Source organism: Streptomyces sp. NPDC059785 (genome assembly GCF_042732375.1).
GTDB lineage: Bacteria > Actinomycetota > Actinomycetes > Streptomycetales > Streptomycetaceae > Streptomyces.
Genome location: NZ_JBHWHV010000024.1, coordinates 82101 through 93262, shown reverse-complemented (window position 1 = coordinate 93262; position 11162 = coordinate 82101). Strand labels below are relative to the sequence as shown.

Genomic DNA, 11162 nt, shown 5'->3' with positions numbered 1-11162 from the left:
AGGCCCCGAGCGAGCCGCCTGACCAGCGGATTCCCCCGGAACTTGGCTGACCTGTACGGCATTGTCAGTGCGGTGGTGTGCAATGGATCTCGTGCCCGCGCTCGATGAACCACTGAAGAAGGTGCTCGGACCCGCCACCGCGAAGGTGATGGCCGAGCATCTCGGCCTGCACACCGTCGGCGACCTGCTCCACCACTACCCGCGCAGATACGAGGAGCGCGGGCAGCTCACGCACCTCGCCGACCTGCCCATGGACGAGCACGTCACCGTCGTCGCCCAGGTCGCCGACGCCCGCCTGGCCACCTTCGCCTCGGCCAAGGCGCCCCGGGGCAAGGGCCAGCGCCTCGAAGTGACCATCACGGACGGCAGCGGCCGCCTCCAGCTCGTCTTCTTCGGCAACGGCGTGCACAAGCCCCACAAGGAGCTGCTGCCCGGCACGCGCGCGATGTTCTCGGGCAAGGTCTCCGTCTTCAACCGCCGCCTCCAGCTCGCCCACCCGGCGTACGAGCTGTTGCGCGGCGACGACGCGGCCGAGGCGGTCGACAGCTGGGCCGGAGCCCTCATCCCGATCTACCCGGCCACCGCCAAGCTGGAGTCCTGGAAGCTCGCCAAGGCGGTCCAGACGGTGCTGCCGAGCGTCCAGGAGGCGGTCGACCCGCTGCCGGCCCAGCTCCAGGAGGGCCGCGGCCTCGTCCCCCTGCCCGAGGCGCTGCTGAAGATGCACCGCCCGCACACCAAGGCGGACATCGAGGACGCCCGCGCCCGCCTCAAGTGGGACGAGGCGTTCGTCCTCCAGGTCGCCCTGGCCCGCCGCCGGTTCGCGGACGCCCAGCTCCCCGCCGTCGCCCGTGTCCCGGCCGCCGACGGCCTGCTCACCGCCTTCGACGCCAAGCTGCCCTTCACCCTGACCGAGGGCCAGCGCAAGGTCTCCAAGGAGATCTTCGACGACCTGGCCACCGAACACCCGATGCACCGCCTCCTCCAGGGAGAGGTCGGTTCCGGGAAGGCCCAGCCTCTTGACTCGCTCGTTCTCACACCTGCCGGTTTCCGCCGTATGGGGGACCTGAGAGTGGGGGGCGAAGTGGTGGTGCCGGACGGGGAGATCGCGCTGATCGACGGTGTTTTCCCGCAAGGCGAGCGGGACGTCTGGCGCTTGGTCCTGTCCGATGGAAGCTCCGTCGAATGCGACGACGAGCATCTCTGGATCGTGGGCACGAGCTGCGGATGGCACCGGGGCCAGCCGCCCAAGGTCATGACCACTCGCGAGATCCGCGCGGACACCTTCAAGTCGAACGGCTCCTCGAAGTGGTACATCCCGGCTGCTGCCCCCGTCGACCTCGGAGATGACGGCGGCCTGCCTCTCGACCCGTACTTGTTCGGTCTGCTCCTCGGAGACGGCTCGTTCCGGCACAACCTGCGGCTGTCCACGATCGACGACGAGATTCGCGACGCCGCGGCGTCGGTGGTCGGGCCCGAATGTCACCTCGTGCCGGTGAAGAATTCACGCTGCGACTACACCATTCAGCTGGCACGACGTGCCGGAGGCGTCCGCAATCCAGTGATCCAGGTTCTGCGGGCCATGAACCTTTGGGGCGTTACGTCGCATGGCAAGTTCGTCCCCGACGAGTTCAAGAACACATCGATCAAGAACCGTCTTGCTCTGCTGCAAGGGCTCCTGGATACCGATGGCACCGTTCACGCCAACGGGATGGACGTTTCTTTCTGCTCGGCTTCGCGCAGGCTCGCGGAAGATGTCGCGTGGCTCGTACGTTCCCTCGGCGGCCGTGCGCGAGTCCTGTCGAAGAAAGCCGCCTACAACGTCTCGGTGGCGCTGCCCGACGAGTGTCCCCCGTTCAGGCTCTCGCGAAAAGCAGCACGTGTACGGCCGAGGCCGAAGTACAACACGTTCCGGCGAGGCATTCGAGCGGTCGAGTACGTGGGGCGGAAGCCCGTTCAGTGCATCAGCGTGGCTCATACGAGTCACGCCTATGTCACCGACCACTTCACGGTGACCCACAACACGATGGTCGCGCTGCGCGCCATGCTCGCCGTCGTCGACGCGGGCGGGCAGGCCGCGATGCTCGCGCCCACCGAGGTCCTCGCCCAGCAGCACCATCGGTCGGTCACGGAGATGATGGGCGAGCTGGCCGAGGGCGGCATGCTCGGCGGCGCCGAGCACTCCACCAAGGTGGTGCTGCTCACCGGCTCGATGGGGGCCGCCGCACGCCGGCAGGCGCTGCTCGACCTGGTCACCGGCGAGGCCGGCCTCGTCATCGGCACGCACGCGCTGATCGAGGACAAGGTCCAGTTCCACGACCTCGGCCTGGTCGTCGTGGACGAGCAGCACCGTTTCGGCGTGGAGCAGCGCGACGCCCTGCGCGGCAAGGGCAAGCAGCCGCCGCACCTGCTCGTCATGACCGCCACGCCCATCCCGCGCACGGTCGCGATGACCGTCTTCGGCGACCTGGAGACCTCCGTCCTGGACCAGCTCCCGGCCGGGCGTTCGCCGATCGCCAGCCATGTCGTCCCCGCCGCCGACAAGCCGCACTTCCTGGCCCGAGCCTGGGAGCGGGTCCGCGAGGAGGTCTCGAACGGCCATCAGGCGTACGTGGTCTGCCCGCGCATCGGCGACGAGGACGACGCTCCGGGCAAGGGCAGGAAGAAGCAGTCCCCTCAGGGCGGCGCCGACGCGGAGAAGCGGCCGCCGCTCGCCGTGCTCGAGATCGCCGACCAGCTCTCGGCGGGCCCGCTCCAGGGGCTCCGCGTGGAGGTGCTGCACGGGCGCATGCAGCCCGACGACAAGGACGCGGTCATGCGCCGTTTCGCGGCCGGCGAGACGGACGTCCTGGTCGCGACGACGGTGATCGAGGTGGGCGTCAACGTGCCCAACGCCACCGCGATGGTGATCATGGACGCCGACCGCTTCGGCGTCTCCCAGCTCCACCAGCTCCGCGGCCGGGTCGGCCGCGGCTCCGCCCCCGGCCTCTGCCTCCTGGTCACCGAGATGCCGGAGGCGAGCGCCGCCCGCCAGCGGCTGAACGCGGTCGCCTCGACGCTCGACGGCTTCGAGCTGTCCCGGATCGACCTGGAGCAGCGCCGCGAGGGCGACGTCCTCGGCCAGGCCCAGTCCGGCGCGCGCACCTCCCTGCGGGTCCTCGCCGTCATCGACGACGAGGAGATCATCGCCGAGGCCCGCGAGGAGGCCACCGCGGTCGTCGCCGCCGACCCGGACCTCACCGGCCTGCCCGGCCTGCGCACGGCCCTGGACGCCCTGCTGGACGACGAGAGGGAGCAGTACCTGGAGAAGGGCTGAGGCCGGCGCCCCGAGCCGCTGCGAGAAAGTGGGCAGCCCCGCGGCCTGCGAGACTGGTCCCCGGACGACATCCCCGGACGAGGAACGGACAGGACCCCACATGACCCGCGTGATCGCCGGCGCAGCCGGCGGACGCCGCCTGGCCGTTCCGCCGGGCACCGGCACCCGCCCCACCTCCGACCGCGCGCGCGAGGGCCTCTTCTCCACCTGGCAGTCCCTGCTCGGCGGCCCGCTGGACGGCGAGCGGGTCCTCGACCTGTACGCCGGTTCGGGCGCCGTCGGCCTGGAGGCCCTGTCCCGTGGCGCCGCTCACACCCTGCTCGTGGAGGCCGACGCCCGCGCCGCCCGCACGGTCCGGGAGAACGTCCGGTCCCTGGGCCTGCCCGGCGCCGAGGTCAGGGCGGGCAAAGCGGAACAGATCATCCAGGGGCCGGCCCCCGAAACCCCGTACGACCTGGTCTTTCTCGATCCTCCGTATGCCGTCGCGGACGGCGATCTTCGGGAGATCCTGCTCACACTCCGCACCGGGGGCTGGCTCGCGGCCGACGCCCTCGTCACCGTGGAACGCAGCACCAGGGGCGGGGACTTCCGGTGGCCGGACGGCTTCGAGGAGCTGCGGGCGCGCCGGTACGGCGAGGGAACGTTTTGGTACGGTCGCGCCGCCTCTACGTGCGAAGACGCACGATGACCGGACCGGAGAGCGAGGGACCTCAGTTGCGCCGCGCCGTCTGTCCCGGGTCGTTCGACCCGATCACCAACGGACATCTCGACATCATCGCCCGCGCCTCCAGGCTGTACGACGAGGTGTACGTCGCGGTGATGATCAACCAGTCGAAGAAGGGCCTCTTCGAGATCGACCAGCGGATCGACCTGATCCGCCAGGTCACCGCCGAGTTCGGGAACGTACGGGTGGAGTCGTTCCACGGACTGCTCGTCGACTTCTGCAAGCAGCGCGACATCCCCGCCATCGTCAAGGGCCTGCGCGCGGTCAGCGACTTCGACTACGAGTTGCAGATGGCCCAGATGAACAACGGCCTGTCGGGAGTCGAGACGCTTTTCGTCCCGACGAACCCCACGTACAGCTTCCTGTCCTCCTCCCTCGTCAAGGAGGTGGCGGCCTGGGGCGGCGACGTCTCCCACCTGGTACCGCCGCTGGTCCTGGAGGCCCTCGGGGAACGCCTCGCGAAGGGCTGATCCGGACACCGTGGCCTGACTGCCCGTCACCCGGTGTCGGCCGTGACGGAAGTGGTCGTACAGTCGACCCGTCCGTCTCCAACACAGCTGTAGAGAGTGGCGAGCACACGGTGGACGTGCAGAAGAAGCTCGATGAGATCGTCTCGGCGGTCGGCAGCGCCCGGTCCATGCCCATGTCGGCCTCGTGCGTGGTCAACCGCGCGGAGCTGCTCTCGATGCTCGAGGAAGTGCGCGAGGCGCTGCCCGGCTCCCTGGCCCAGGCCCAGGAGCTGATCGGCGGCCGCGAGCAGATGGTCGAGCAGGCCCGGCAGGAGGCCGAGCGGATCATCGAGACCGCGCACGCCGAGCGCGGCTCCCTGATCTCCGACACCGAGGTGGCCCGCCGCTCGCAGAACGAGGCGGACCGGATCGTCGCCGAGGCCCGCCAGGAGGCCGAGGAGATCCGCGCCGAGGCCGACGACTACGTCGACTCGAAGCTGGCCAACTTCGAGGTCGTCCTCACCAAGACCCTCGGCTCCGTGGGCCGCGGCCGCGAGAAGCTCCTCGGCACCGGACCCGGCGTCGACGAGCACGGCTACGAGGACGAGGACGCCCCCGAGCGCAGCCACGACCCCGAGACCCTGCGCCGCGACGCCGACGCGTACGTCGACGTCAAGCTCGGCGCCTTCGAGGCGGTCCTGGCCAAGACCCTGGAGGCAGTCGGCCGCGGCCGGCAGAAGCTGCACGGCCGGATCGCCACCGACGACCTCGGCTCCCTCGCGGACGACGGCTCTGCCGACCGGCACACCACCGACGCGGACTACCTCGCGGGCCTCGCCGAGCTCGCGGACCCGCAGGAGCCCCAGCAGCCGCAGCAGCCCGCCCAGAGCCCCGAGGTCCCGGCCCAGCCGTCCTACGGGCAGCAGGAGGTCTACGCCTACCAGCAGCAGGCCGACCCCTACGGCTACCAGCAGCAGTACGCCCAGCAGGACGCGTACGGCTACCAGCAGGCCGATCCGTACGCCGCCTACCCGCAGCAGGGCTACGACCAGCAGCCCGTCTACGACGGCGGCCAGCAGCAGGGCTATCCGCAGCAGCAGCAGCAGGCGCAGCAGCAGCCGCAGGCGCTGGACGAGACGAGTCTCTTCGACACCAGCATGATCAGCGCGGAGCAGCTGCGGGCCTACGAACAGGGGCGGGGCGGCCACTGACGGCCGTCGCGGCACCGGATTGGGCCGAGAGCGAAAGGTCCAGTATCCTGGCTCTTCGGTCGCGTGTACCGCGATCACCGCTGCCCGGACTCCAGGGCGGCGCCCCCACGCATCGAAGATCGAAAGCAGGAATGGCTCTGAACGCCCGCCTCGACCACCGCAACCCTCTCGTGTTCGACACACACGAGCTGGGGCGGCGTCCTGGTGCGCTCCAGCGCCTGACCCGCACGATCGAAGCTCCCCGGGACCTCGGTCTCCAGGGAGTCGTCGGAGTGCCGGAAGGCGCTCCGGTGGAGCTCGACCTCCGCCTCGAGTCGGTCATGGAGGGGGTGCTCGTCACAGGCACCGCCCGTGCGTCGGCCGAGGGGGAGTGCGTAAGGTGTCTGGAGCCGCTCGGCCTCGAGGTCGAAGCGGAATTCCAGGAGATGTTCTCGTACCCTGACGCCGACGACCGTGGCCGTGTGAAAGCGGAACCGGCCGACGACGCCGAGGAAGACGAGGACAGGCTCTTTCTCGAGGACGGCCTGTTCGACCTCGAGCCCGTGCTGCGTGATGCGGTGGTGCTCGCACTGCCGATGCAGCCGGTGTGCCAGGACGACTGCCCCGGCCTCTGCTCCGACTGCGGAGCACGCCTCGCGGACGACCCGGACCACCACCACGACGCCGTCGACATCCGTTGGGCGGCTTTGCAGGGACTCGCCGGTTCACTCGAAGATGGCGAGAAGGACGAGATGAGTGGCGAAGCGCCTCGATCGGTGCGCGCCAACGAGAAGCAGGAGAAGTAGCCGTGGCTGTTCCGAAGCGGAAGATGTCGCGCAGCAACACGCGCCACCGCCGGTCGCAGTGGAAGGCTGCGGTCCCCACCCTGGTTGCGTGCGAGCGCTGCCACGAGCCCAAGCAGCAGCACATCGCGTGCCCCGCTTGCGGCACCTACAACAAGCGCCAGGTCCTCGAGGTCTGAGCGGCTGGTGAGAGGTCTGATGTCTGACGCCAAGGCGGAAGCGCACGCCAAGAAAAAGGCGGACACAGCCTCGTCCCACACGCTTCTGGAAGGGCGGCTCGGCTACCAGCTCGAGTCCGCCCTTCTGGTGCGTGCGCTGACGCACCGTTCCTACGCGTACGAGAACGGCGGTCTGCCGACCAACGAGCGCCTGGAGTTCCTCGGGGACTCCGTCCTCGGCCTCGTGGTCACGGACACGCTGTACCGCACCCACCCCGACCTGCCCGAGGGCCAGCTGGCCAAGTTGCGGGCCGCGGTGGTCAACTCGCGTGCGCTGGCGGAGGTGAGCCGCGGGCTCGACCTCGGCTCCTTCATCCGGCTGGGCCGGGGCGAGGAAGGCACGGGCGGCCGGGACAAGGCATCCATTCTCGCCGACACCCTCGAAGCGGTGATCGGCGCGGTCTATCTCGACCAGGGCCTCGAAGCGGCGGGCGAGCTCGTCCACCGGCTCTTCGACCCGCTGATCGAGAAGTCTTCGAACCTGGGCGCCGGCCTGGACTGGAAGACCAGTCTCCAGGAGCTCACCGCGACCGAGGGGCTCGGTGTCCCCGAGTACCTGGTCTCGGAGACGGGCCCGGATCACGAGAAGACCTTTACTGCTGCCGCCCGCGTCGGAGGCGTCTCGTACGGCACCGGCACCGGCCGCAGCAAGAAGGAAGCGGAGCAGCAGGCCGCGGAGTCCGCGTGGCGCTCCATCCGCTCCGCCGCGGACGAACGTGCGAAGGCGGCGGCGGAAGCCGCCCAGGCCGTCCAGGCGGCCGAGGCCCAGCACGCCGAGGGGCCCGCCGACGCCCCCTCGGCCTCCGCCTGAGAGAAGAACATCCCGAGCGCCCGCCCCGATGACCGGGGCGGGCGCCGCGGTGCGTGAGGGAGCGCGAAGTGCCCGAGTTGCCCGAGGTGGAGGTCGTCCGCCGTGGTCTGGAGCGCTGGGTCGCCCACCGGACCGTCAGCGAGGCCGAGGTGCGCCATCCGCGCGCCGTACGGCGGCACGTCGCGGGCGGTGGCGACTTCGCCGAGCGACTCAGGGGACAGCGCGTCGGCACGCCGAGCCGGCGCGGGAAGTACCTCTGGCTGCCGCTGGAGACGACCGGCACCGCGATCCTGGCCCACCTCGGCATGAGCGGCCAGCTCCTGGTGCAGCCGCACGACGCCTCCGACGAGAAGCACCTGCGCATCCGCGTCCGGTTCGCCGACGCCCTCGGCACCGAACTCCGCTTCGTCGACCAGCGCACCTTCGGCGGGCTCTCGCTGCACGACACCACGCCCGACGGCCTGCCCGACGTCATCGCGCACATCGCCCGCGACCCCCTGGACCCGCTCTTCGACGACGCCGCGTTCCACGACGCGCTGCGCCGCAAGCGCACCACCGTCAAGCGCGCGCTGCTCGACCAGTCGCTGATCAGCGGCGTCGGCAACATCTACGCGGACGAGGCGTTGTGGCGCGCCCGGATCCACTACGAGCGCCCGACGGCGAGCTTCACGCGCCCGCGGACCGCGGAACTCCTCGGCCACGTCCGGGACGTGATGAACGCGGCCCTCTCGGTGGGCGGCACCAGCTTCGACAGCCTCTACGTCAACGTCAACGGGGAGTCCGGCTACTTCGACCGGTCCCTGGACGCGTACGGGCGCGAGGGGCTGCCGTGCCGGCGGTGCGCCACCCCGATGCGCCGGCGGCCGTGGATGAACCGGTCCAGCTACTACTGCCCGAAATGCCAGCGCCCGCCGCGCGCCAACGGGTAGTGCTCAGGCGGAGGCCCGCGCCTCGTCGTAGCGCTCGCGGGAGGCCAGGACGTCGTCCATACGGCCCTCGACGAAGCGGATGAGGGTCAGCAGGCGCTCGGCGACCTCGTGCCCCAGCGGGGTCAGCCGGTAGTCCACGCGCGGCGGGTTCGTCGGCTGGGCCTCGCGGTGCACCAGACCGTCCCGCTCCAGGGCGTGCAGCGTCTGGGAGAGCATCTTCTCGCTCACGCCGTCCACCCGGCGGCGCAGCTCGTTGAACCGGAACGACCCCTCGTGCAGCGCGCCCAGCGTGAGCGCGCCCCAGCGTCCGGTGACGTGCTCCAGCGTTCTCCGCGACGGGCAGCCGCGGGCGAACACGTCGTACGGGAGGTCCGCGTCGCTCTCCGCGTCCTCGGTGTGCGCGATGGTTTCCATGAGATCACCATACGCGCGCGCAGCGCCGACCAGAAGATTGCGCTAACCATCAGTTAGCGCACGTCGGCGCGGTCTGTGCGGGGCCCACGCGCGCGTGGACCGTACCGGCGGCCGCCGGGCAACGTCACCTGCGGCCGCCGTGCCTGTGGGTGGTTCAGTAACCGAAGTCCTGCGTCCACCAGGGGCCGCCCGAACCGAAGTGCGCGCCGACGCCGAGGGTCTTGAAGTCGCAGTTCAGTATGTTGGCGCGGTGGCCGGGGCTGTTCATCCAGGCCTCCATGACCGCCGCGGCGGTGGCCTGGCCGCGGGCTATGTTCTCGCCGCCCAGGCCCGTGATGCCGGCCGCGGCCGCCCGGTCCCAGGGGCTGGCGCCGTCCGGGTCGGTGTGGTCGAAGAAGTCGCGGGCGGCCATGTCCTCGCTGAACGCGGCGGCCAGCGACGCCAGCGCGCTGTTCGCCGCCACCGGGCTGCACCCGACCTTGGCGCGCTCCTCGTTGACGAGCTTCAGCACCTCGGCCTCGGCCGCCGTCTCGGCGGAGATGGACACCGAAGGCGTGGTCTTCGGCGCCTTCGTGGCGGTGCTCGGCTCCTCGGTCTCCTGCGACGAGCCGGCGGAGCCCGACGAGTCCGACGCCTGCGACGACGACTCGTCGGAGGGCGTCGCCGAGGGCTTCTTCGCCGTCTTCGACGGTGCCGGCGTGGGCGACTGCGTCCGCTCGGCGTCGCGGCTGGTCGACTCGGAGCCGCGCTCCTCGGCGGCGCCGGCCGAACCGCCCTGCTGGGTCTCCAGACCGGACGGCGAGGCCGCGGCCTGGACGTTGTCCGAGCCGTTCCCGCCGCCGACGGAGTAATTGTCGCTGCCCGGCAGCACCCCGGTGGCCACCGCTACGGTGCCCAGGGCGACGGCCGCGGACACGCCCAGCAGGCCCGTGCGCACCGGGGTCGCGGCCTTCTTCTTGCGGTGCGAACGAGCGGCCGTGGACGGCAGGTCAGCCACCGCCGCATAGCCGTACAGGTTCTCCGGTCCGTAGCTCTCCGTGCTCGCCCAGTGGGCCTGGTGTGTATCCGTGGTCCCGGTGGCGCGGCCGGTGGCGGCGCGGCCGGCGGCGGAGCGTCGGTGGCGTCCCATCTCCTGGCCTTCCTCAGTCTTGCGGTCAGCGTGTGTTCACTCGATGGAGTGAGTTTCACATGAGACTCATTGGGTCGGGACGGTACCGCATGCCGCGAGTGGAGGAAGTGCCCACCGAGACATTGTCCGGTTAGCGTGCACCCATGAACGAGGATGTACGGCTCGTCGCATGGGTGCGGGGCAAGGTCCAGGGCGTGGGTTTCCGCTGGTTCACGCGTGCCAGGGCGCTGGAGATCGGCGGGCTGAGTGGCTTTGCTCTCAATCTCGACGACGGACGGGTCCAAGTGGTCGCCGAGGGCCCTCGCGGCGGTTGCGAGGCACTGCTGGAGTGGCTCCGCGGGGACGACACACCCGGGCGGGTGGACGGTGTCACTGAGATATGGGACACGCCCCGCCGGATCTATGACGGCTTCGCGATCCGCTGACGGCACCGCCGCCGGACGCCCGCGGCCGGGCGCCGGGGCATGCCGCAAGCACCTGCCGGAAGTGGAAACGACCAGGTGGTTGCCAGAAGCAGCCAGTCGTGGCAGGCTCCGCGGATAAGGATGATCTCCACGCCCCAGGGGCCCCGCAGGAGTCGCCGCGCCGCCCGCTCCGGGCCGCGCGCCCCCGGGTTGCCCACCGATACGGGGCGTGATCGTGTTGACCGTCAAACTTTTTGGTGAGACGCTGAAACCCCCGCGCACCTTAGCTGTTTGGCATGTGGCAACGCGCAGCAAGAACTTAAAAGTGTCAAGCATCGCGGGTGCGATTCCCTCACGACCCACACCGCTTCGGTCGGTCACTCAGTGTGGAGGACCATCCATCATGGCAAAGGCGCTTCTCGGTTACGTCGGCGGTTCCGACCCGCGACTCATCGCCGAGATGCGACGGCTTCAGCAGCGTGTACAGGACCTCGAATCCGAGCTCGTACGGATTCAGGCCGAGAACGACGCGCTCGCGGCTGCCGCTTCTCGCGACTCGCTTCTCGAGAGCATCGACGTACCCCAGGCGGAGCCTGCGCTCACCTGATCGCTGCACCGCACTACGGCAGCAGCGGCTGAACAGCCCGCGTCAGCCGCTGACTCGTCAGATTCGCAAGGGACGCCGCTCAGGCGTCCCTTCTCTTTTCCCCGTGCTTTTGTCACTCTCTTCAACGGATGGTGTGCCCTGCGCGTTCATGGGTGAAACCGCGCGTTCATG

The 11162-nt window shown here is 70.2% G+C and carries 12 protein-coding genes; 10 read left to right on the top strand and 2 right to left on the bottom strand.

Translation table 11 applies throughout. The features are described from left to right. Positions 1 to 82 precede the first annotated feature (82 nt). The 8 genes from ACFV6E_RS19820 (at position 83) to mutM (ending at position 8437) form a co-directional block, all read left to right on the top strand. Positions 83 to 3313 carry a helicase-related protein gene (locus ACFV6E_RS19820; RefSeq protein ID WP_385170053.1) on the top strand — a complete coding sequence of 1077 codons (3231 nt, stop codon included), beginning with the start codon at positions 83 to 85 and terminating at the stop codon, positions 3311 to 3313. 100 nt (positions 3314 to 3413) lie between these two features. After that, positions 3414 to 4001: a 16S rRNA (guanine(966)-N(2))-methyltransferase RsmD gene (gene rsmD, locus ACFV6E_RS19815; protein ID WP_385170056.1), complete on the top strand. Its 588-nt coding sequence runs from the start codon at positions 3414 to 3416 to the stop codon at positions 3999 to 4001. Further along, positions 3998 to 4507, top strand: coding sequence for a pantetheine-phosphate adenylyltransferase (gene coaD, locus ACFV6E_RS19810; RefSeq protein ID WP_385170059.1), 510 nt, complete (start codon positions 3998 to 4000; stop codon positions 4505 to 4507). The genes rsmD and coaD overlap by 4 nt, the downstream gene beginning before the upstream one ends. A gap of 110 nt (positions 4508 to 4617) precedes the next feature. After that, positions 4618 to 5697 (top strand): ATP synthase F0 subunit B, encoded by a 1080-nt coding sequence (locus tag ACFV6E_RS19805; RefSeq protein ID WP_385463091.1) that lies wholly within the window; start codon positions 4618 to 4620, stop codon positions 5695 to 5697. 131 nt (positions 5698 to 5828) lie between these two features. Further along, positions 5829 to 6482 (top strand): YceD family protein, encoded by a 654-nt coding sequence (locus ACFV6E_RS19800; protein WP_385463088.1) that lies wholly within the window; start codon positions 5829 to 5831, stop codon positions 6480 to 6482. Positions 6483 to 6484: 2 nt separating this feature from the next. Beyond that, positions 6485 to 6658, top strand: coding sequence for a 50S ribosomal protein L32 (rpmF, locus tag ACFV6E_RS19795; protein WP_028802425.1), 174 nt, complete (start codon positions 6485 to 6487; stop codon positions 6656 to 6658). Positions 6659 to 6677: 19 nt separating this feature from the next. Then, on the top strand, positions 6678 to 7508 hold the full coding sequence (gene rnc / locus ACFV6E_RS19790; protein WP_385463085.1) for a ribonuclease III: 831 nt from the start codon (positions 6678 to 6680) through the stop codon (positions 7506 to 7508). A 68-nt stretch (positions 7509 to 7576) separates the two neighbouring features. Beyond that, entirely contained in the window at positions 7577 to 8437 is an 861-nt protein-coding gene (gene mutM, locus ACFV6E_RS19785) for a bifunctional DNA-formamidopyrimidine glycosylase/DNA-(apurinic or apyrimidinic site) lyase (protein WP_385463082.1), read from the top strand. A gap of 3 nt (positions 8438 to 8440) precedes the next feature. Here the strand turns inward: mutM and ACFV6E_RS19780 are convergent, their stop codons facing one another. Together ACFV6E_RS19780 and ACFV6E_RS19775 are read right to left on the bottom strand one after the other, a co-directional pair. Next, positions 8441 to 8851: a winged helix-turn-helix transcriptional regulator gene (locus tag ACFV6E_RS19780; RefSeq protein WP_385463079.1), complete on the bottom strand. Its 411-nt coding sequence runs from the start codon at positions 8849 to 8851 to the stop codon at positions 8441 to 8443. Positions 8852 to 9005: 154 nt separating this feature from the next. Further along, on the bottom strand, positions 9006 to 9980 hold the full coding sequence (locus ACFV6E_RS19775) for a CAP domain-containing protein (protein WP_385162546.1): 975 nt from the start codon (positions 9978 to 9980) through the stop codon (positions 9006 to 9008). Between the two features lie 143 nt (positions 9981 to 10123). Here ACFV6E_RS19775 and ACFV6E_RS19770 point away from each other — a divergent pair, with 143 nt between their 5' ends. Both ACFV6E_RS19770 and ACFV6E_RS19765 read left to right on the top strand, forming a co-directional pair. Then, positions 10124 to 10405 carry an acylphosphatase gene (locus tag ACFV6E_RS19770; protein ID WP_385162547.1) on the top strand — a complete coding sequence of 94 codons (282 nt, stop codon included), beginning with the start codon at positions 10124 to 10126 and terminating at the stop codon, positions 10403 to 10405. A 382-nt stretch (positions 10406 to 10787) separates the two neighbouring features. Next, positions 10788 to 10991 carry a hypothetical protein gene (locus tag ACFV6E_RS19765; protein WP_385162549.1) on the top strand — a complete coding sequence of 68 codons (204 nt, stop codon included), beginning with the start codon at positions 10788 to 10790 and terminating at the stop codon, positions 10989 to 10991. Positions 10992 to 11162 lie beyond the last annotated feature (171 nt).

Coding starts and splice junctions, on each gene's coding strand:
- ACFV6E_RS19820 (WP_385170053.1), top strand. CDS start 83: ATGGATCTCGTGCCCGCGCTCGATGAACCACTGAAGAAGGTGCTCGGA.
- rsmD (WP_385170056.1), top strand. CDS start 3,414: ATGACCCGCGTGATCGCCGGCGCAGCCGGCGGACGCCGCCTGGCCGTT.
- coaD (WP_385170059.1), top strand. CDS start 3,998: ATGACCGGACCGGAGAGCGAGGGACCTCAGTTGCGCCGCGCCGTCTGT.
- ACFV6E_RS19800 (WP_385463088.1), top strand. CDS start 5,829: ATGGCTCTGAACGCCCGCCTCGACCACCGCAACCCTCTCGTGTTCGAC.
- rnc (WP_385463085.1), top strand. CDS start 6,678: ATGTCTGACGCCAAGGCGGAAGCGCACGCCAAGAAAAAGGCGGACACA.
- ACFV6E_RS19780 (WP_385463079.1), bottom strand. CDS start 8,851: ATGGAAACCATCGCGCACACCGAGGACGCGGAGAGCGACGCGGACCTC.
- ACFV6E_RS19775 (WP_385162546.1), bottom strand. CDS start 9,980: ATGGGACGCCACCGACGCTCCGCCGCCGGCCGCGCCGCCACCGGCCGC.
- ACFV6E_RS19770 (WP_385162547.1), top strand. CDS start 10,124: ATGAACGAGGATGTACGGCTCGTCGCATGGGTGCGGGGCAAGGTCCAG.
- ACFV6E_RS19765 (WP_385162549.1), top strand. CDS start 10,788: ATGGCAAAGGCGCTTCTCGGTTACGTCGGCGGTTCCGACCCGCGACTC.